General features: G+C 41.4%; 16 protein-coding genes, 1 pseudogene and 1 riboswitch. Of the genes and pseudogenes, 10 read left to right on the top strand and 7 right to left on the bottom strand.

Translation table 11 applies throughout. The features are described 5' to 3' along the window. A pseudogene (locus HT709_RS10000) lies at positions 1-564 on the bottom strand (transposase family protein); the annotation flags it as partial. 154 nt (positions 565-718) lie between these two features. Continuing rightward, complete coding sequence (treR, locus tag HT709_RS09995; protein WP_023936305.1) at positions 719-1,429, bottom strand: trehalose operon repressor; 711 nt, start codon at positions 1,427-1,429, stop codon at positions 719-721. 297 nt (positions 1,430-1,726) lie between these two features. Here treR and treP point away from each other — a divergent pair, with 297 nt between their 5' ends. Then, complete coding sequence (treP, locus tag HT709_RS09990) at positions 1,727-3,694, top strand: PTS system trehalose-specific EIIBC component (protein ID WP_172925732.1); 1,968 nt, start codon at positions 1,727-1,729, stop codon at positions 3,692-3,694. Here the strand turns inward: treP and HT709_RS09985 are convergent. Continuing rightward, a complete protein-coding gene (locus HT709_RS09985) occupies positions 3,691-3,834 on the bottom strand; it encodes a hypothetical protein (protein WP_078934280.1) in 144 nt (47 codons plus the stop codon). The two genes, treP and HT709_RS09985, sit on opposite strands and share 4 nt — an antisense overlap. Positions 3,835-3,906: 72 nt before the next feature. Between HT709_RS09985 and treC the strand changes: the two genes are divergently transcribed. Then, positions 3,907-5,532: an alpha,alpha-phosphotrehalase gene (gene treC / locus HT709_RS09980; RefSeq protein ID WP_166731961.1), complete on the top strand. Its 1,626-nt coding sequence runs from the start codon at positions 3,907-3,909 to the stop codon at positions 5,530-5,532. Positions 5,533-5,968: 436 nt separating this feature from the next. After that, positions 5,969-7,252: a trigger factor gene (tig, locus tag HT709_RS09975; RefSeq protein WP_166731962.1), complete on the top strand. Its 1,284-nt coding sequence runs from the start codon at positions 5,969-5,971 to the stop codon at positions 7,250-7,252. 47 nt (positions 7,253-7,299) lie between these two features. Here tig and HT709_RS09970 read toward each other — a convergent pair whose 3' ends face one another. The 3 genes from HT709_RS09970 to rnhC form a co-directional block, all read right to left on the bottom strand. After that, positions 7,300-9,666, bottom strand: a complete 2,367-nt coding sequence (locus HT709_RS09970; RefSeq protein WP_166731963.1) for an ATP-dependent RecD-like DNA helicase — start codon at positions 9,664-9,666, stop codon at positions 7,300-7,302. Positions 9,667-9,961: 295 nt separating this feature from the next. Continuing rightward, the gene (gene lepB, locus HT709_RS09965; RefSeq protein WP_001083986.1) at positions 9,962-10,576 is read right to left on the bottom strand and encodes a signal peptidase I; all 615 of its coding nucleotides are present in this window, start codon (positions 10,574-10,576) and stop codon (positions 9,962-9,964) included. A gap of 3 nt (positions 10,577-10,579) precedes the next feature. Next, positions 10,580-11,461: a ribonuclease HIII gene (gene rnhC / locus HT709_RS09960; protein WP_172925731.1), complete on the bottom strand. Its 882-nt coding sequence runs from the start codon at positions 11,459-11,461 to the stop codon at positions 10,580-10,582. An 86-nt stretch (positions 11,462-11,547) separates the two neighbouring features. Between rnhC and zapA the strand changes: the two genes are divergently transcribed. The 3 genes from zapA to HT709_RS09945 all read left to right on the top strand — a co-directional run bounded on the left by zapA (position 11,548) and on the right by HT709_RS09945 (position 14,834). Then, the gene (gene zapA, locus HT709_RS09955; protein WP_000002019.1) at positions 11,548-11,850 is read left to right on the top strand and encodes a cell division protein ZapA; all 303 of its coding nucleotides are present in this window, start codon (positions 11,548-11,550) and stop codon (positions 11,848-11,850) included. Next, complete coding sequence (locus HT709_RS09950; protein ID WP_000624509.1) at positions 11,847-12,395, top strand: CvpA family protein; 549 nt, start codon at positions 11,847-11,849, stop codon at positions 12,393-12,395. Before zapA ends, HT709_RS09950 begins: the two co-directional genes overlap by 4 nt. A gap of 102 nt (positions 12,396-12,497) precedes the next feature. After that, a complete protein-coding gene (locus HT709_RS09945) occupies positions 12,498-14,834 on the top strand; it encodes an endonuclease MutS2 (protein ID WP_050261412.1) in 2,337 nt (778 codons plus the stop codon). Positions 14,835-14,882: 48 nt separating this feature from the next. Here HT709_RS09945 and HT709_RS09940 read toward each other — a convergent pair whose 3' ends face one another. Then, complete coding sequence (locus HT709_RS09940; protein WP_050207992.1) at positions 14,883-15,812, bottom strand: helix-turn-helix transcriptional regulator; 930 nt, start codon at positions 15,810-15,812, stop codon at positions 14,883-14,885. 159 nt (positions 15,813-15,971) lie between these two features. Here HT709_RS09940 and HT709_RS09935 point away from each other — a divergent pair, with 159 nt between their 5' ends. From HT709_RS09935 to HT709_RS09920, 4 genes are all read left to right on the top strand, one after another. Continuing rightward, positions 15,972-17,210, top strand: coding sequence for an endo-beta-N-acetylglucosaminidase (locus HT709_RS09935; RefSeq protein ID WP_023936324.1), 1,239 nt, complete (start codon positions 15,972-15,974; stop codon positions 17,208-17,210). Positions 17,211-17,264: 54 nt separating this feature from the next. Then, positions 17,265-18,326, top strand: a complete 1,062-nt coding sequence (locus tag HT709_RS09930) for a hypothetical protein (protein WP_023936326.1) — start codon at positions 17,265-17,267, stop codon at positions 18,324-18,326. Between the two features lie 61 nt (positions 18,327-18,387). Then, entirely contained in the window at positions 18,388-19,845 is a 1,458-nt protein-coding gene (locus HT709_RS09925; protein ID WP_023936328.1) for a DUF6287 domain-containing protein, read from the top strand. Positions 19,846-20,142: 297 nt separating this feature from the next. After that, positions 20,143-20,231: riboswitch (glycine riboswitch) on the top strand. Between the two features lie 90 nt (positions 20,232-20,321). After that, entirely contained in the window at positions 20,322-21,644 is a 1,323-nt protein-coding gene (locus HT709_RS09920; RefSeq protein WP_138700085.1) for a sodium:alanine symporter family protein, read from the top strand. The last annotated feature ends 143 nt before the right edge of the window (positions 21,645-21,787 follow it).

Raw genomic sequence — 21,787 nt, 5'->3', positions numbered from 1 at the left:
GAACAGTGATGATATTGAGCTTATCAAAATCTTGCGCAATAAAGCTCATCTCCATCTCCCGATTGAAACAGTCACTCCCCGGACTGTTTCAACGTCCCAAGACATAATCTTAGGCAGATTTCTAAAATTACACTCAAAGTGGAAGTCATTGAGCTTTCGAATGACAGTTGAAGTTGAGATGGAAAGCTGATGGGCAATATCGGTCATAGAAATCTTTTCAATTAACTTTTGAGCAATCTTTTGGTTGATGATACGAGGGATTTGGTGATTCTTCTTGACGATAGAAGTTTCAGCGATCATCATTTTTGAACAGTGATAGCACTTGAATCGACGCTTTCTAAGGAGAATTCTAGTAGGTATACCAGTCGTTTCAAGATAAGGAATTTTAGAAGGTTTTTGAAAGTCATATTTCTTCAATTGGTTTCCGCACTCAGGGCAAGATGGGGCGTCGTAGTCCAGTTTGGCGATGATTTCCTTGTGTGTATCCTTATTGATGATGTCTAAAATCTGGATATTAGGGTCTTTAATGTCTAGTAATTTTGTGATAAAATGTAATTGTTCCATATGATTCTTTCTAATGAGTTGTTTTGTCGCTTTTCATTATAGATCTTATGGGACTTTTTTTCTACAATAAAATAGGCTCCATAATATCTATAGGGGGGTACCCACTACAAATATTATAGAGCCGAAAAAGGCTGAGATCTAGTGTCTCAGTCTTTTATTTCTTGCGCTTTGCAAAATCTACAAAGTGAAATTTTTCTAATTTATGGCGACTTTCGGTAAACTGAAATTGGCGTCCGTCTTGGAGATAGACTTTTGATTTAATCGAAACGACATAAGGGTCTTTGCCAATGTCCATGAGAATCTTGTCTCTGTCATTTGAGTGGTCAATGGTTATTTCCTTTTGAGCATAATCAATAAGGAGTTTGAGGTCGTCCTCTATATAAGAATAGATGGACTGCTCAGCAATTTGGCGAGTGATATTTGGGATTAGTTCCATATCCAGATAGTCCGTATCCAGAACGGATACCAGATCATCCACCACACGCTGGCGGACCACCTTCCAAACCATACGAAATTCTGGGAAGCCAGTTATTAGTGAGGATTTTTTATCAATAATAATCTTGTCCAGACTGACCACGTTGGTTTTAGAGCGCAGTCCAAGTTCTTGAACTAGTTCTTGGTAGCTGGTTAGGTTGGATACAGGGAAATTGACGGTTTCTTCTTTGACGACTTGAGAACCTTGCCCTCTTATCTTTTTGATCAATCCTTCCTCTTGGAGGAGAGACAGAGCCTTTCGGACGGTATCACGACTCACTTGATATTGCTCCATGAGGTCATGCTCGCTAGGAAGGAACTCTCCGACAGCGTAAGTCTCGTTTTGAATGGTTTCGTTGATTTGCTTAAATAGTTGTTGATATTTCTTTATTTGGCTTCCTTATACTCTTCGAAAATCTCTTCAAACCACGTCAGCTCTATCTGCAACCTCAAAACAGTGTTTTGAGCAACCTACGGCTAGCTTCCTAGTTTGCTCTTTGATTTTCATTGAGTATTAAATGGCTTTTTAGTCTAGTTCAATGAACACCTGTATCTATTTTACCATACAAGTGCTAGAAAAATGACAAAAAATCCTCTTTTTACATCAAACAAGTTGCAGACAAGTTTGGTATCGTTTACAATATTCTTATCAAATCAAACTTGCTTTGACAAGTATAAGGAGAATCAAATGGGAAAATTTGAACAAGAAGCCAAGAATCTGCTTCAGGCAATTGGAGGCAAGGAAAATGTGACTGCCGTAACCCACTGTGCGACACGGATGCGGTTTGTTTTAGGAGATGATAAGAAGGCTAATGTCAAGGCTATCGAATCAATTCCAGCTGTTAAAGGAACTTTTACAAATGCAGGTCAATTTCAGGTGATTATTGGGAATGACGTGCCCATTTTTTATAATGATTTTACAGCTGTTTCAGGCATTGAGGGTGTTTCCAAAGAAGCAGCCAAGTCTGCAGCTAAGAGTAATCAAAACGTGGTCCAACGTGTCATGACCACTCTGGCGGAAATCTTTACTCCGATTATTCCAGCCTTGATTGTTGGTGGATTGATTCTTGGTTTTCGTAATGTCTTGGAAGGTGTGCATTGGTCTATGTTGGATGGCAAGACCATCACGGAATCCTCTCAGTTTTGGGCAGGGGTTAATCACTTCCTCTGGTTGCCGGGTGAAGCTATCTTCCAGTTCTTACCAGTAGGGATTACCTGGTCTGTCTCTCGTAAGATGGGAACCAGCCAAATCTTGGGAATTGTTCTCGGAATCTGTTTGGTATCGCCTCAGTTGCTCAATGCCTATGCGGTTGCTTCAACGCCAGCAGCTGATATTGCGGCAAACTGGGTTTGGAATTTTGGTTACTTTACTGTTAATCGTATCGGTTACCAAGCCCAAGTTATTCCAGCCTTGCTTGCAGGTTTGAGTCTGTCTTATCTTGAAATTTTCTGGCGCAAGCATATTCCAGAAGTGATTTCCATGATTTTTGTGCCTTTCTTGTCATTGATTCCAGCTTTGATTTTGGCTCATACTGTTTTGGGACCAATTGGTTGGACAATTGGTCAAGGACTTTCATCAGTTGTATTGGCAGGTTTGACGGGTCCAGTTAAATGGCTCTTCGGTGCGATTTTTGGTGCCCTCTACGCTCCATTTGTCATCACAGGTCTACATCATATGACCAATGCTATTGATACACAATTGATTGCGGATGCTGGTGGAACTGCCCTCTGGCCTATGATTGCTCTTTCTAATATTGCCCAAGGTTCGGCCGTATTTGCTTACTATTTCATGCACCGTCATGATGAGCGTGAGGCTCAGGTTTCACTTCCTGCCACTATTTCAGCCTATCTTGGTGTTACAGAACCAGCCCTCTTTGGGGTCAATGTCAAATACATCTATCCATTTGTAGCTGGAATGACTGGTTCAGCTCTTGCAGGCATGTTATCCGTTACTTTTAATGTAACTGCGGCTTCTATTGGTATCGGTGGTTTGCCAGGTATCCTCTCTATTCAACCTCAATACATGTTGCCATTTGCAGGAACTATGCTAGTCGCTATTCTTGTTCCAATGCTCTTGACTTTCTTCTTCCGCAAGGCCGGTCTCTTTACAAAAACAGAGGACGATACGGACTTGCAGGCAGAATTCGTTGCTCAAGAAGAAGCAGAATTTGTGAGCCATGAACCAGTAGAAAATACTCCAGTAGAAATTGTTAGCCCACTTGAAGGACAAGTAAAAGAACTAAGTCAAGCAACTGATCCAGTCTTTGCTTCAGGTGTCATGGGGCAAGGTCTGGTCATTGAACCAAGTCAAGGTGAGTTGACTTCTCCAGTCAATGGGACAGTTACGGTTCTTTTCCCTACCAAGCATGCCATCGGTATTGTCTCTGACGAGGGGGTGGAATTACTCATTCACATCGGTATGGATACAGTAGGTCTTGATGGCAAAGGATTTGAGAGTCTTGTAGCCCAAGGAGATCATGTCAAAGTTGGTCAGAAACTGATTCGTTTTGATATGGATGTCATTAAGGCTGCAGGTCTCGTAACAGAAACTCCTGTCATTATTACCAACCAAGATGCTTATACAGCGACCATCATTGGAATTTATCCGACAACTATCCAAGCTGGAGAAGCTCTCATGGTCGCAACACGAATCTAATACTCTTCGAAAATCTCTTCAAACCACGTCAGCGTCGCCTTACCGTAGGTATGGTTACTGACTTCGTCAGTTCTATCCGCAACCTCAAAACAGTGTTTTGAGGTTGCGGATAGCTTCCTAGTTTGCTCTTTGCTTTTCATTGAGTATAATTGAAATAAAACAAACAGGGACGGAAGACAGCTTCCTCCCTTTTATCAGAAAAGGAGAAACAGATGACTCTTGATAAAGGAAAAGTAGTCTATCAAATCTATCCAAAATCTTACAAAGACACCACTGGCAATGGTATTGGGGACTTACGTGGGATTATCGAAAAAATCCCTTATCTAGCCAGGTTGGGCGTGGATATGGTCTGGCTCAATCCGTTTTACCCAAGCCCTCAACGGGATAATGGTTACGATATTTCAGATTATATGGCAGTAGATCCTCTTTTTGGTGATATGACTGATTTTGAGGAAATGGTGCGTGTTGGTAAAGAACACAAGATTGACTTTATGCTGGACATGGTCCTCAATCATTGTTCGACAGAGCATGAATGGTTTCAGAAAGCCTTAGCTGGGGACAAGTATTATCAAGACTTTTTCTTCATCCAAGACCAACCAACAGATTGGCAGTCTAAGTTTGGTGGCTCTGCATGGGCGCCCTTTGGGAATACAGGGAAATACTACCTTCACCTCTTTGATGAGACCCAGGCTGACCTTAACTGGCGCAATCCCAATGTCCGTAAGGAGCTTTTCAAGGTTGTTAATTTCTGGCGCGACAAGGGTGTCAAAGGTTTCCGATTTGATGTAGTCAATTTGATCGGTAAGGACGAGGTTTTAGTGGACTGTCCTGAAAATGAAGGGAAGCCAGCTTATACAGACAAGCCCATCGTTCATGACTATTTGCGTATGATGAACCAAGCCACTTTTGGATCCGACGATAGCTTTATGACAGTTGGAGAAATGTCTTCTACCACCATGGAAAACTGTGTCCTCTATTCGTCGCCTGACCGTCAGGAATTATCCATGACCTTTAATTTTCATCATCTAAAGGTGGACTACAAGGATGGACAAAAGTGGACCTTGGCTCCCTTTGATTTTGAAGAGTTGAAAAGACTTTACCATAGCTGGGGCAAGGAGATGAGTGATAAAGATGGGTGGAGCGCCCTCTTTTGGAACAATCACGACCAACCACGCGCTTTGAACCGTTTTGTTGATATTCAAAACTTCCGCAAGGAAGGAGCCACCATGCTGGCAGCCAGCATTCACCTGTCACGTGGAACACCTTATATCTATATGGGTGAGGAAATCGGGATGATTGACCCAGACTATGATTCTATGGCTGATTATGTGGATGTCGAATCGCTCAATGCTTATCAGATGCTCTTAGAAGAAGGAAAGAGTCAGGAAGAATCCTTCCAGATTATTCAAGCTAAGTCGCGCGATAATTCACGAATTCCCATGCAGTGGGATGCTTCTGAAAATGCAGGCTTCACAGTAAGTACTCCTTGGCTCAAGGCAGGAAAATCCTACCCTCACATCAACGTTGAAAATGAAATCCAAGGCCCGATTTTCACCTTCTATCAAGACTTGATTCGACTTCGCAAAGAAATGCCTATCATCTCAGAAGGAAGTTACAAACCAGCCTTTGAAGATAGCAAACAAGTCTATGCTTTTGAACGCCAGTATGAGGATCAAAAGTTACTAGTGCTCAATAACTTTTATGCTACAGAAGTGGAAATTGACTTACCTCTAGCCTACCAAAATGGACAGATTTTACTTTCAAACTATAAAGATGCAGAAGTGTATGAAAAAATTCTACTCAAACCTTGTCAAACACTGGCTATCTATGTAAATTAAACTTAGCAAGGAGACCTCTTTTTCAGAAAAGCAGGGTTCTTTTTGCTGTCTATTCCATCCTTGAAAGTGTAGAACAAACTGTCAATCGAAAGTGATTATGTCCCAAAAAAAATGGTGAGATTGAGGGCAATTATTTTGCTTTCATTTGACAAGAGGAACCCTTGAAGCAGTTTTGTCAGCTAAACCAAGGCTAATCTTAGCCTTGGCTTGTCAGCCTAACAGCATCAAGCCTCTTATCAAATGAAATCGAGGGCTAGCTATCAGCTAGTTAAAACATCTAATTTTTAGGAGGGCTGGGTGACTAACTTCATTATAGAACTTTCATTTAGTTAGCAAAAAGGCTTGTTGTCTATAATTGTCTGCATTAGTCTAGATTTTATTTATAGAAAATGTTATAATAGACTGTATTTAAAAAATTTTAAGGAGAAATGACAGAATGTCTGTATCATTTGAAAACAAAGAAACAAACCGTGGTGTCTTGACTTTCACTATCTCTCAAGACCAAATCAAACCAGAATTGGATCGTGTCTTCAACTCAGTTAAGAAATCTCTTAATGTTCCAGGTTTCCGTAAAGGTCACCTTCCACGTCCTATCTTCGACAAAAAATTTGGTGAAGAGTCACTTTACCAAGATGTTATGAACGCTCTTTTGCCAAATGCTTATGAAGCAGCTGTAAAAGAAGCTGGTCTTGAAGTCGTTGCTCAACCAAAAATTGATGTAACTTCAATGGAAAAAGGTCAAGACTGGGTTATCACAGCTGAAGTCGTGACAAAACCTGAAGTTAAATTGGGTGACTACAAAAACCTTGAAGTATCAGTTGATCTAGAAAAAGAAGTAACTGACGCTGACGTTGAAGAGCGTATTGAACGCGAACGCAACAACTTGGCTGAATTGGTTATCAAAGAAGCTGCTGCTGAAAACGGCGATACTGTTGTGATTGACTTTGTTGGTTCTATCGATGGTGTTGAATTTGATGGCGGAAAAGGTGAAAACTTCTCACTTGGACTTGGTTCAGGTCAATTCATCCCTGGTTTCGAAGACCAATTGGTAGGTCACTCAGCTGGCGAAACTGTTGATGTTATCGTAACATTCCCAGAAGACTACCAAGCAGAAGACCTTGCAGGTAAAGAAGCTAAATTCGTAACAACTATCCACGAAGTAAAAGCTAAAGAAGTTCCAGCTCTTGATGATGAGCTTGCAAAAGACATCGACGAAGAAGTTGAAACACTTGCTGAATTGAAAGAAAAATACCGCAAGGAATTGGCTGCTGCTAAAGAAGAAGCATACAAAGATGCAGTTGAAGGTGCAGCAATCGATAAAGCTGTAGAAAACGCTGAAATCGTAGAACTTCCAGAAGAAATGATTCACGAAGAAGTTCACCGCTCAGTAAACGAATTCCTTGGAAACTTGCAACGTCAAGGTATCAACCCTGACATGTACTTCCAAATCACTGGAACTACTCAAGAAGACCTTCACAAACAATACCAAGCAGAAGCTGAGTCACGTACTAAGACTAACCTTGTTATCGAAGCAGTTGCCAAAGCTGAAGGATTTGACGCTTCAGAAGAAGAAATCCAAAAAGAAATCGAGCAATTGGCAACAGACTACAACATGGAAGTTGCTCAAGTACAAAGCTTGCTTTCAGCTGATATGTTGAAACATGATATCACAATCAAAAAAGCTGTTGAATTGATCACAAGCACAGCAACAGTTAAATAATCTTAATAAACAAAAATCCCACCTGAATTGGTGGGTTTTCTGATGCACTATTTTTCAAAAATCTCTTTGAGGTCTGTGTCTGTAATCCCAATCATAGCTGGAATACTGGTCCAGTTTTCTTCGGTTAGGATGTAGGATTTTTCAGAGTTACTTGATGTGACTGTTTCAGAGACCGCTGGTTGCTTTTCTTCAACATTCTCCAATAAATCACTGAAGCGTTTAATCAGATAGGTTTTTCGGGCAGTTCCAATGTGTTGGGTGGCATAATCGAAGGCCTGTAATTCGCCTAGTAAGATAAGCTTGCTTTTGGCGCGTGTAATGGCTGTATAGATGAGATTGCGCTCCAGCATACGCCTACTAGCACTGGTGATCGGTAGGATGACAACAGGGAACTCACTTCCCTGTGATTTATGGATGCTCATGGCATAGGCCAGGCGAATCTTGTACCATTCGTTACGTGGGTAAGAGACTTCATTGCCATCAAAATCAATAACAATCTCGTCTTGTTTCGACTCGGTGTATTTACCAGGAATCAGGTCTGTGATGGCTCCTAAATCTCCATTAAAGACATTGATTTCAGCATCGTTGACCAAGTGAATGACCTTATCTCCCTTACGATAGTGGCACTGGGGAGCTTCAAAACTGAGTTGGTCTTTTTGTGGTGGGTTCAGGAGGTCTTGCATGAGTTGGTTGATGGCATCAATCCCTGCCGTCCCTCGGTACATGGGAGCCAGAACTTGGATATCACGGGCAGGAATGCCACTTCTGAGGGCAGCGCCTAAGATTTTCTCAATCGTAGCAGGAATATGGCCACTAGCAATTTCAAAGTAGGAACGGTCAGCTTTTTTCTGGGTGAAATCGGCTGGCAAGATGCCCTGTCGGATTTGACTAGCTAGGGTGACGATGGTTGATTCTTCGCTTTGCCGATAAATTTTTTCCAAGCGAGTCTGAGGAATTAAAGGAATATGAAGGAGGTCAGCTAGAACTTGTCCAGGGCTGACAGACGGTAGCTGATCGCTATCTCCCACGATGAGAATCTTACTGTTAGAAGAGATGTTGGAGAAGAGTTGATTGGCCAGCCAAGTATCCACCATGGAAAATTCATCCACGATAATAAAGTCAGCATCCAGATAATCTTCCAGATGACTAGTATCATCGTCACCTGTCATTCCCAAGTGGCGATGTATGGTCGCGCTAGGCAAACCTGTCAATTCATTCATGCGACGAGCAGCTCGACCAGTTGGAGCAGCAAGAAGAATGGGCAGATTGCTTTTCTTCCTGAAGTCAAGTCCTTCTAAAAGGGCATAAACAGCGATGATTCCATTGATAACAGTTGTCTTACCAGTACCAGGCCCACCTGTCAGGATAAAGACCTTGTTCTGGATAGCGTCACAAATAGCTTGTTTTTGAATGTTATCATACTCAATCCCCAGTTCTTGCTCGACAGTAGTGATATGCTTTTGAATAGTTTCTAAATCTTGTCTCTTCTGTTCTCCTTTTTCAAGGATACGAATCAAGTGACTGCGGATACCTTCCTCAGCGAAAAAGAGGCTGTTGTCAAAGATCTTGGTATCAATCTGCTGAACCTTGTCTTCTTCGATCAGGTAGGAGAGCTCTTGGGCAACTTGGCTGGGGTCTAGTTCCACGGGACGGGAAGACTCAAGGAGAGTAAGGGTTTGTTCCAGCAAATCCCGTGCTTCAACATAGGTGTCCCCTGTTTCCATACAGGCCTGAAAAAGACTGTGAACTAGACCGGCGCGGAAGCGTTCAGGAGCCTGACTTTCGATGCCTAGTTCCTCAGCTAGTTGGTCAGCAATGGTAAAGCCCAAACCCTTGATATCCTCAACTAGCTGGTAGGGATAATTTTCAACCACATCAAGGGTTTCTTCCTTGTAAAAGTCTTGAATCTGAAAGGCTAGTTTGTTGGGAATGCCGTAGTTGGCTAGTTTGGCCAAAACCATCTCCGTTCCGTAGTTGAGACGGAGAGTGGAGACGAAAGCCTCGCGATTTTTGGCAGAGAGCCCTGCGATGCCTTCTAACTTTTCTGGGTGTTGCAAAATTTCGTCAATGGTATTGTCGCCATAGGTGTCCACTATTTTCTGAGCTGTCTTGAGACCAATTCCCTTGAAATGGCTACTTGAAAAGTACTTGACCAAGCCCTTGCTAGTTGGTTTTGCACGTTCATAACGGTTGATTTGCAGTTGTTCCCCATACTTGGAGTGCTGGACAATTTGCCCCCAAAAAGTGTAGTCTTCGCCCCCAATCACATCAGCCATGGTGCCGGTGACAATAATTTCAAAATCATCAAAATCCTCTGCGTCTGTATCGTCGATTTCTAGGAGGAGGATACGATAAAAATTACTGGGATTTTCAAAAATAATCCGTTCAATGGTTCCTGAAAAATAAACTTCCATAAGATTCCTTTGCATAAATAGGTGAGAGTTAACTTTGTATCTATTTTATACTCAATGAAAATCTCTTCAAACCACGTCAGCTTCGCCTTGCCGTATATATGTTACTGACTTCGTCAGTTCTATCTACAACCTCAAAGCAGTGCTTTGAGCAACCTGCGGCTAGCTTCCTAGTTTGCTCTTTGATTTTCATTGAGTATAACTTTGTTTCTATCTTAATCAAACTGGATAGTGAATAATCATATTCTCACGATAGAAGAAGAGGCTGAGATTGCTGACTCTCGGCCTCTTCGATTTCTTAAAATGTTCCGATACGGGTGATTGGCCAGAAGCGGAATTTAGCTTCCCCTGTGATATCTTTTGCTTTGAAGGTACCTACGTGGCGGCTGTCGCTCGAAACCAAGCGGTCGTCTCCGAGGAGAAGGTATTCTCCTTCTGGAACTGTAAAGCTAAAGTTGGTGTTGTAGTTGACATCAACTGTGAAGGCTTGAGCTTTTTGAGCGATACTTCTAAAGAAAGTTCCTTTATTTCCTTCAAATCCCTTGCCTGAGTAGGTGCTTTGGAGTTTGTCATCCTTGAAGCGTTTGATATAGTCAGCTAGATAAGGTTCATCTGTCTCTTTGTCATTGATGTAAAGTTTATCATTTTCGTAACGGATGGTATCGCCAGGCATTCCGATGACGCGCTTGACGATGTCCTTATTGCCATCTTCCTCATGGGCCACCACGATATCAAAACGGTCAATAGGGAGGTGCTTAACGACAAAGAGAATTTCGCCATCCGCTAGGGTAGGATCCATGGAGTGTCCTTCTACGCGGACATTACTCCAAAAAAAGATACGACTTAAAGCTAGTAATGACAGAATCAGGAGGAATAATCCCCACTCTTTTAGGAAATTTTTAAATGAATTCATAACTTACCTTTCTAAGCGTTTTTTCGCTTTTTCAGTATTTTTAAAGTGCAATTTGGCGCAGAAGTTGAGTCCCTGCATACCATAGGCTTGTAAAATCTGGCTAGCTACCTTATCAGAAGCTGTTCCAGCTCCACTTGGAAGTTGATAACCCAGTTCTCGTCCTAGATTTTCTAGATTTTCCAGAAAGAGATCACGCGCAATGATAGAAGAAACTGCGACAGCCAAGTATTCGCCCTCAGCCTTTTCTTCTAAGCTGATAGGATTGCTGAAACGATTGGCCTCTTGTGCCAAGTACTTGTCATAATTTTTAGCACTGGTAAAGGCATCAATCACAATTTTCTCAGGTTGAACGCCTTTTTGAAGAAGGAGATAGATAGCCTGGTTATGGAGGGCAACCTTAACCGAAACAGCATTGTAGCGGTCTCCGATGACCTCGTTGTACTTGCTTGGTGAGAGAAGCAGTGCCTGGTGCTGGATTTTGTCCTTGAGGATAGGGGCAATCTGACGAATCTTTTGGTCGGTCAGAGTTTTAGAATCCCCCACACCGAGTTTTCGCAAGAAAGCATGCTGGTCAGGTGTGACAAAGGAAGCCACAACTGCAAGTCCACCAAAGTAGGAACCATTTCCCACCTCATCTGTCCCAATCAAAGGAAGATTTTGTCCGCTGGTTTCCTCTACAACTTGATAGCCAAAGAAACGAGCATATTTCTCAGCTCTTTCACCCTGAAGCAAGACCTTTCCAGAAGTATAGATAGAAACCGTTGCCTGAGGCAGTCTCAAAAAGTAGCGGATATAGGGATTCTTACTAGGAGCCAGACTGGTTTGATAGTGTTCAAGAAAAGCCTGAATCTTCTTTTCACTTGGTGTGAGTGTTATACTTGCCATAGTTTCTATTGTACCATAAAAGCAGGCAAATTTGTAAAAACTGACAAAATTAGCGAATTTTGGTATAATATCGTGAGGTGAATTTTATGGCAAATCTAAATCGATTCAAATTTACATTCGGGAAAAAATCATTAACCTTGACAAGCGAGCATGATAACCTTTTTATGGAGGAAATCGCCAAGGTTGCGACAGAAAAATACCAAGCAATTAAAGAACAAATGCCTAGTGCAGACGATGAAACCATCGCTCTTTTGTTGGCAGTCAACTGTTTATCAACTCAGCTCAGCCGTGAGATTGAATTTGACGATAAGGAGCAAGAGCTAGAAGAACTCCGTCACAAGCTTGTGACTTGCAAGCAAGAACAGAGCAAGATTGAGGACTCCTTATGATTTCACTCCTTCTTCTATTGGTCTTGGCTTGGGGATTTTATATCGGCTATCGGAGAGGCCTGCTCTTACAGGTTTATTACCTGATTTCAGCTATGGCATCTGCTTTTATGGCTGGTCAGTTTTACAAGGGGCTTGGCGAGCAGTTTCACTTATTGCTCCCTTATGCAAATCCGCAGGAAGGTCAGGGAACTTTCTTTTTCCCATCGGATCAACTCTTTCAGTTGGATAAGGTCTTTTATGCAGGGATCGGCTACTTGCTTGTATTTGGGATTGTCTATAGCATCGGTCGTTTGCTTGGTCTCCTATTACACTTGATCCCTAGTAAAAAATTGGGTGGTAAGTTGTTCCAAGTTTCAGCAGGTATCTTGTCCATGTTGGTGACCTTATTTGTCTTGCAAATGGCCTTGACCATCTTGGCGACCATCCCCATGGCAGCTATACAAAATCCTCTTGAAAAGAGTATCGTCGCAAAACACATCATCCAGAGCATACCAGTAACAACCAGTTGGCTCAAACAAATCTGGGTGACAAATTTAATCGGATAAAAAGGGCAGGAGTTTTCCTAGCCCTTTGTTTACAGATTGACTAGAATCTATCAGAATGTAAAAAGCTACCACACCTAGACATTCAAAGATAAGGAAATAAAGATGAATAAGAAAATATTAGAAACATTAGAGTTTAATAAGGTCAAGGCCTTGTTTGAGCCCCATTTGTTGACCGAGCAGGGCTTGGAGGAATTGAGACAGCTAGCTCCAACTGCCAAAGCAGATAAAATCAAACAGGCTTTTGCTGAGATGAAGGAAATGCAGGCTCTTTTCGTTGAGCAACCGCATTTTACCATTCTCGCAACTAAGGAAATTGCAGGAGTCTGCAAGCGGCTGGAGATGGGGGCAGACCTCAATATTGAGGAGTTCCTACTCTTGAAGCGCGTGCTTCTGTCTAGCCGAGAGCTGCAAAGTTTTTATGCCAATCTGGAAAATGTCAGCTTGGAAGAATTAGCCCTTTGGTTTGAGAAATTACATGATTTTCCGCAATTACAAGGAAATCTCCAAGCCTTTAATGATGCAGGTTTCATTGAAAATTTTGCCAGTGAAGAATTGGCGCGAATCCGCAGAAAAATCCATGATAGCGAGAGTCAGGTACGCGATGTTTTACAGGACCTGCTCAAGCAAAAAGCGCAGATGTTGACAGAAGGGATTGTTGCTAGCAGAAATGGCCGTCAGGTTTTACCAGTCAAAAATACCTACCGCAATAAGATTGCAGGTGTCGTTCATGATATTTCTGCTAGTGGAAATACCGTCTATATCGAACCCCGTGAGGTGGTCAAACTGAGCGAAGAAATTGCCAGTTTGCGAGCAGATGAGCGCTATGAAATGCTTCGCATTCTCCAAGAAATTTCTGAGCGTGTTCGCCCTCATGCGGCTGAGATTGCTAATGACGCTTGGATTATCGGTCATCTGGACTTGATTCGTGCTAAGGTTCGCTTTATCCAAGAAAGGCAAGCAGTCGTTCCTCAGATATCAGAAAATCAAGAAATTCAACTGCTCCATGTCTGCCATCCTTTGGTCAAAAATGCCGTTGCAAATGATGTCCATTTTGGACAAGATTTAACAGCTATTGTCATTACAGGTCCCAATACAGGTGGGAAGACCATCATGCTTAAAACTCTGGGCTTGACACAGGTGATGGCCCAGTCCGGTCTGCCGATTTTAGCAGACAAGGGAAGTCGTGTTGGTATTTTTGAAGAAATTTTTGCTGATATTGGCGATGAGCAATCTATTGAGCAGAGCTTGTCTACCTTCTCTAGCCACATGACCAATATTGTGGATATTCTTGGCAAGGTCAACCAGCATTCGCTCTTGCTCTTAGATGAGTTGGGGGCTGGTACAGATCCCCAAGAGGGAGCCGCTCTTGCCATGGCTATTCTGGAGGACCTTCGCCTGCGTCAAGTCAAGACTATGGCGACGACCCACTATCCAGAACTCAAGGCCTACGGTATTGAGACAGCCTTTGTGCAAAATGCCAGCATGGAGTTTGATACTGCAACTCTACGCCCGACCTATTGCTTTATGCAAGGAGTTCCTGGTCGAAGCAATGCCTTTGAGATTGCCAAACGTCTAGGCCTATCTGAAGTTATCGTAGGGGATGCCAGTCAGCAGGTCGATCAGGACAATGATGTCAATCGTATCATTGAGCAACTGGAAGAGCAGACGCTGGAAAGCCGTAAACGCTTGGACAATATCCGTGAGGTGGAGCAAGAAAATCTCAAGATGAATCGTGCTCTTAAAAAACTTTACAACGAGCTCAATCGTGAAAAGGAAACTGAGCTTAACAAAGCGCGTGAACAAGCTGCTGAGATTGTGGACATGGCCCTCAGTGAGAGTGACCAGATTCTCAAAAATCTCCATAGTAAATCTCAACTTAAACCCCACGAAATCATTGAAGCCAAGGCCAAGCTGAAAAAATTGGCTCCTGAAAAAGTAGATCTATCTAAAAACAAGGTCCTTCAAAAGGCCAAGAAAAAACGAGCTCCCAAGGTGGGAGATGATATCGTGGTTCTCAGTTATGGACAGCGTGGTACCTTGACTAGTCAACTCAAGGATGGCCGTTGGGAAGCCCAAGTCGGTTTGATTAAGATGACCTTGGAAGAGAAAGAGTTTGGCCTTGTTCAAGCCCAGCAAGAAAAACCAGTCAAGAAGAAACAGGTCAATGTTGTGAAACGAACTTCTGGGCGAGGACCTCAAGCTAGACTGGACCTTCGAGGCAAGCGCTATGAAGAAGCCATGAATGAGCTAGATGCCTTTATAGACCAAGCTTTGCTTAATAATATGGCTCAAGTAGATATCATCCATGGTATCGGAACAGGTGTTATCCGTGAAGGTGTCACCAAATATCTACAAAGAAACAAACATGTCAAGAGTTTCGGCTATGCCCCACAAAATGCTGGAGGCAGTGGTGCGACTATTGTTACCTTTAAAGGATAAGAAAAGCCTGAGGAAATATGTGATTCCTCAAGCTTTTTGATTTCTAGCCTAGACATCTAAAGGTTGTCCAGTGTGATTGAGTTGTGTGACAGTGACGAAGAAGTCCTCTCTCATTCGAGTCAGAAGTTGATTTGGATAAATTTTTTCAAAGTTATCAAGACTAGCAAAGATATGCTTAGCTAGTTCTAGACCTCTGACATCATCTTGTCTGAGAAAATTATTAGCCCGTTCCATGGAAAGATTAATCATCTCTGTCATCTTGGTACTCAATAGAGGGAAGGCATTAATTACTTCCAGAGTCTTCATTGCTAAATTCTCAGCCTTATCATAGTAGCCATTGACAGAATAATGCTTGATAGCAGTTCTTAAGCAGGCAATGTAGTAGTCAGCAGTACGGATTGAATGGTATTCAGTCTGTTTTTTTAGAGTATCTAATAAGTGGTAGAGCCTGTAATCTAAAAATTCGATTGAAAAGTGAGGAAGGATAGATGAAAAGATATTCACCTCAATTTTATTCCAATCATCTAGTTCACTAAGATAGCTCTTGATATATTCTAGTTCTTGATAGTCTTTTGGAGTCAGAAAAGAATCACCAATAATATTCGCAATAGCAAATTTATTGACTACACGATTGGCAATCACATAGTGTTCAGCGATTCCAGGATTTTCCAGAGGCTGATTAATCAAGCTAAGGATCTTTTTAAATTCACGCTTATAGGCCAAATCAGCAACTTGAGCCTGTAATTTATGAAATTTAGTTGGAAACATCTGCGTTTTGAGACTATCAAAGGTCTCCTTATCAATTCCAATATTAGACAGAATCTCTTCAAATTTTTGAATGGTTATTCGAGATTTCCCTTGCTCAAACTGACGTAAAAAATGTGGAGTCACTGTAGTTCCAGCAGCTTCCTTCTGAGTAAACCCTCTCTCCTCACGGATGGCCTTATAAACTAATCCATAAACACTTTCATCTTGCATCCTAAATCTCCTCAAGTCCTTTTTTCCATTCTATCATAATTCTACCAATTTTTAAGGTAATTGTTCAATAAAGGTAAATATAGATACGCTTTTCGTAAATAAGGTAAATAGCATGCTATACTGTAACCGTAAACAATAAAATTTTAAAGGAGATTTTTGATGATGAAGTCAAAAACAGTTTTAGTAATTAGCCTAGCGGCTGCAACATTTGGATTGGTCTCTCTTGTGGACACAGCAGGAGTTCTACCTTTTTCAGCGCAAACAGTGCAGGCTGACACACAAACGCTGACTCCAACTGCTAAATATTATATTCTTGTTCCAAAAGGTTCAGAAGTATTTAAAGGATGGAAGGGAACTGCTAATCGTCCCATTATTTGGGCTACAAAAACCACTCCAGAATTATCTTATTTCGAAGAAACTGCTCGAAATTATATAGCTCTTGAAAATAAGTCTGGTGCCAATTACATAGAGTGGAAGGGGACTGTAGAAGAGTTTAAAGAGGCTGTTAAGAAGTTGACTGGTAAAACAACAGCTTCCTCAACTCCAAAGACTTTTAACCAATCAACAACGAGTCAAAAAGATGGCTGGTCAGGTTCGTCCTACTACCAAAATGGTAGCAAAGTTACCAGTAAGTGGATTTTTGATAAGAACTATAATTCCTACTTCTACCTAGATGCTTCAGGTAATTATGTTCAAAATGCTTGGGTAGGAAACTACTACCTCAAGTCAGGTGGATATATGGCTAAAAGCGAGTGGATTTATGATAAGAATTATGGTTCATATTACTACCTAACGTCGGAAGGAAGTTACGCCCGTAATACTTGGGTGGGTAACTATTATCTCAAGTCAAACGGCAAGATGGCTAAAGGTGAATGGATTTATGACAGTAACTACAGCTCTTACTATTACTTAACATCAGAAGGAAGCTATGCTCGTAACACATGGGTGGGTAACTATTATCTCAAGTCAAATGGTAAGATGGCAGTGAATGAGCGTACACCAGATGGTTATCAAGTTGATGGATCAGGTAAGTGGATCCGCTCTAAGGGAACTCATACAGCCAGCAGTTCACAAGCAACATCATTAGGAATAAGCCTTTACCATGTCAATGATGCTATGACCTATATCGATATTGCTCTACCTAGTACTCCATCTTCATCTTATCAAGTAGCCTATGATTTTGCCTTAATTGATGTAAATACAGGTAAGGTTTCTACAGATGCTCATTTTACTGCTACTTACAGTCCAAGTCTACGTGTTTTTCAAACTCGTCACTTCTTTAGTGCAACTCCAGATGGAAGTTATCTCTTTGTTATCAAAGGAAAAGGACAAGATGGTAAGGTATATGATGGACAATCTGTTGTCTTTCGTGTAAAGAATCATCGTTTTGTCGGATAGATAAATGTTGCACTTTAAACAAATAAAGACTAAAAAATAAAGGAAATTAAAAACATGAACAAAAAGAAATTATTAGTATGTGCTTTGGCACTTTCAACAGTCGGAGTATTGTCAACTATTGACACAGCGGGAGTTCTACCTTTTTCAGCAAAAACAGTGCATGCTGATGACATTGTTGCAGTTGGTAATGTTGATCACAAGGTCAATCTAAGTTTGGTTGGTTATGATAAAAATCGTGGCGTTTCTGTCACTTTTTCAACTGATAGTGTTAATCCTAATTTTGTTAATAATTGGAATAGTAAGCAAGATTCTATTATTGTAAGAACGAAGCTTGTTAATGCTAAAACAAAAGAGGTTGTGGATAATGACACCGGAGCAAGTGTTAGATTGAGATCCTATGATTTAACAAAAAGCAGCATTGACTCTTATTCATATGAATCGATTCCTGATGGTGAATACAAATATGAAGCCTATGTAAGTGAATTTTATATTGATTCTCAGACTAAGCTTCGTCATCAATACAAAGGAGAATCTCCTATTTTTAGTATTAAAGACGGTAAATTTGCTGGTCTAGTATCTTCAACACAATCATCTACAACACCAACAACTACTGAAACTCCAAAACAATCTACTAACTCTACCTCAGGTCAGACTGGTTGGTCAGGTTCTTCTTACTATAAAGCTGGTGTTAAAGTAGTCAATCAATGGATTTTTGATGTTCAGTACAATTCTTACTTCTACCTAAATGCTTCAGGTAACTTTGTTCAAAATGCTTGGTCAGGAAGTTATTACCTCAAATCAGGTGGCTACATGGCTAAGAGCGAATGGATTTATGACAATAACTATAAATCATACTATTACTTGACAGCAGAGGGCAGATATGCGCGTAATGCTTGGGCTGGAAGTTACTACCTCAAATCAGATGGTAAAATGGCTAAGAGTGAGTGGATTTATGATAGTAGCTACAAATCTTACTATTACCTAACATCAGAAGGAAGCTATGCTCGTAACACATGGGTAGGTGACTACTATCTCAAGTCAAATGGTAAGATGGCAGTCAACGAACGTACCCCAGATGGCTACAAAGTAGATGGCTCAGGTAAGTGGGTTAAATAGAATAAAAGTAGTGAAAGGAATTAGCACAGGCTGGTTCCTTTCTCTTAGATAAGGGAGAAATATGAAAAAGTTACTATTAACCACAACACTTTCACTGACACTAGTTCTAGGAGGTTGTCAGTATCTACCTTGGAATAAAAGCGCGGAACCAGCATCCGAGGAAGTAGCAACTCCAGAGATAGATTACAGCAAATATAACAAGGTTTTGGATGACTACGAAAAAGTAGCGAAAGGCACCTTCCCGAAAGGTATAGATGTCAATCCCCTAGCTAGTCAAGTGAAGTCTTCTCAAGGCTTTTATACAGATGTAGTTTATCACAAGACGGATTTGAATAATGATGGAGTCGATGAACTCTTGCTTGCTCTTGAAATGAAGAGTGGCGAAAAGAGTTTACTTGATATTCGTACGCTGAAAGACGAAAAGGTGATTCGTTTGACTGATCAAGAAAATCGTTTAGACCAGATTGGTGAGAGAATGACAGTCGGTATCTTGCCAGATAATTCTCTGCTCTATCGTGGAGCTGGTACAGCAACGAGTCACATCTATGCTCACTACCAATTTAGTGAAGACGGACAGTCTTTGGTAAAGGGTAAGGAGGCTCAAGAAGTAGCAGATCTTGGGGTCGGTTCTCCCATTTCTTTAGATACTTTAAGCTGGAAGTCAGTTTCAGATAAGATTCTTGGCGGAAGCAGTGAAGACAAGAGTACAGATGAAGCCAAACCAAGCGTAGATTACAGTTCTTATAACAGCATTTTGAAGGATTATGAATTTATTTTAGACCATAAGGCAGAGGTTAAGGATAATATCAATCTAACTGCTAATATCTATGCAGGGATGGCAGAACGCAGTCAAGCCTTCACCTATGCAATGGTTGATATGGATAAAAATGGCATTGATGAATTGATTGTCTTTTCGAAAAATGGTAGTGAGATTTTAGATATTTTTACACTCAAAGATCAGAAAGTTATTCGCCTCACCAATGCTGAAAATAAAATGCAGATGCTTGGAACACGCTTTAAGGCCTATCTCCTAGAAGATGGGAAGCATTATACCCAGTGGAATCCGTTCGCAGGAGATCCACAGACCATTCATACCATTTGGAAATTGAATAGTAGTGGGGACAAACTAGAGAAGGTTAAAGAAGCTAAGACAGAGGATGAAGTCAGTCCTGGTGCTCGAATGAATCTATCTAGTCTGACTTGGAAATCTGTAACAGAAAAATTTGCTGCAACAGCATCTTCATCAAATCAAAATACTTCTGGGAAAATGGACATTAATGCCATAAAAAATGGAGATTTCTCTAGTATTGAGGGAAAATGGAGTAATGGTCATGGAGGAGAAGATTTAGTCTTTAGTAAAGATGGCTTGATAGCGCCAGAGAAATTTAAGGTTGACCTTGCAGAATCAGAAATAGTCAATGATTTTTTACGAGCTCGCTACTCAGGTCCATCTTTTGGAGTCTTTATTCAATTCATACCAGCAGGTGTTAGAATACCTGATGAGACATCAATGGATTAATATCAGACGCTTCGGATATTAGTAAAGATAGAATTCTCTATCGCGCTTCATTTCCAGTACATAATAAACCAGAACAATTCTTATATCGTGTAGACTAGGAGTGAAACAGATTGATTTAATTAACAGCACCTCACGCACATGGAAATGCTCAATCTTTTTATACTGAGTCAAATAAGATTTTCCCAAAATCCATTGACAAAAGCCAACATTTTTTGTAAAATAAGAATCAATTAAATACCAACACCGAATGAAGTTTAATAGAAGTGGGGAATCGTTTGATTTTCCATGACTGTAAATGGACGGAACTCTGGAGAGACCGTAAAGGCACCGAAGGGGCAAGGCAGGCAACTGCTCAAACTCTCAGGTAAAAGGACAGAGCTAGGATAGACCGCTTTTTAGCATTTATCTAAGCATTCCAGAGTACATGTATCTTGCATGTGCTCTTTCTTTTGGGGTTGAAACGATAGGAGAAGGAAATGTTAGAATTGCTTAAATCAATCGATGCTTTTGCTTGGGGACCGCCCCTCTTGATTTTATTGGTCGGAACAGGGCTTTACCTAACTATTCGGCTAGGACTCTTGCAGGTTTTGCGTCTGCCCAAGGCCTTTCAGCTTATTTTTATCCAGGATAAGGGACATGGGGATGTATCCAGTTTTGCAGCTCTGTGTACAGCCTTGGCATCAACCGTTGGAACAGGAAATATCATAGGAGTTGCGACGGCTATCAAGGTTGGTGGACCAGGAGCCCTCTTTTGGATGTGGATGGCGGCTTTCTTTGGAATGGCTACAAAGTATGCGGAAGGACTCTTGGCCATTAAATACCGCACCAAGGACGACCATGGTGCAGTGGCGGGAGGTCCCATGCACTATATCCTTCTAGGAATGGGGGAGAAGTGGCGACCACTTGCTGTTTTGTTTGCAGTAGCAGGAGTACTGGTTGCTCTCTTGGGAATCGGAACCTTCACCCAAGTCAACTCGATTACAGAATCTATCCAAAATACAACGGCGATTTCGCCAACCATCACAGCTCTCGTCTTGTCTGTCTTTGTAGCGATTGCAGTCTTTGGCGGACTCAAGTCCATTTCAAAGGTTTCAACTACTGTTGTTCCTTTTATGGCTATCATTTATATCTTAGGAACTCTTACAGTTATTTTCTTTAATATCGGAAAAATCCCTGGCACAATCGATTTAGTCTTTACCTCAGCTTTTAGTCCCCTTGCTGCGGTAGGTGGATTTGCTGGTGCTAGCGTTCGGATGGCTATTCAAAATGGTGTGGCGCGTGGTGTGTTCTCAAACGAATCTGGTCTGGGTTCTGCTCCTATTGCAGCTGCAGCTGCCAAGACAAATGAACCAGTAGAGCAAGGTTTGATTTCCATGACAGGAACCTTTATTGATACCCTCATCATTTGTACTCTAACTGGTTTGACCATCTTGGTAACTGGAGTTTGGAGTGGTGACTTGAATGGGGTTGCCTTGACTCAGTCAGCTTTCTCAACAGTCTTTTCACACTTTGGGCCTGCCCTCTTGACCATCTTCCTTGTACTTTTTGCCTTTACAACGATTCTAGGTTGGAACTATTACGGAGAACGCTGTTTTGAGTTCCTCTTTGGGGTTCGCTTTATCTGGCTCTACCGTGTGGTTTTTGTGCTCATGGTCTTGTTAGGAGGATTTATCGAGTTGGATATGGTCTGGATTATCGCAGATATCGTCAACGCCTTGATGGCTCTGCCAAACTTGATTGCCCTCTTGGTCTTGTCGCCAGTCGTTATTGCTGAAACTAAAAAGTATTTTGACAAATAATGGAATCACACAGCTCGTGTGATTTTTTTGCCTATAAATAATTTTTATCAGCCTGATATATAATATATATTATGCAAGTGATTGGAAGTGTGATAAACTAATACTCAATGAAAATCAAAGAGCAAACTAGGAAGCTAGCCGAA

Source organism: Streptococcus sp. 1343 (genome assembly GCF_013277355.1).
Lineage (GTDB): Bacteria > Bacillota > Bacilli > Lactobacillales > Streptococcaceae > Streptococcus > Streptococcus pseudopneumoniae.
This window is presented reverse-complemented; position numbering and strand designations above follow the sequence as displayed.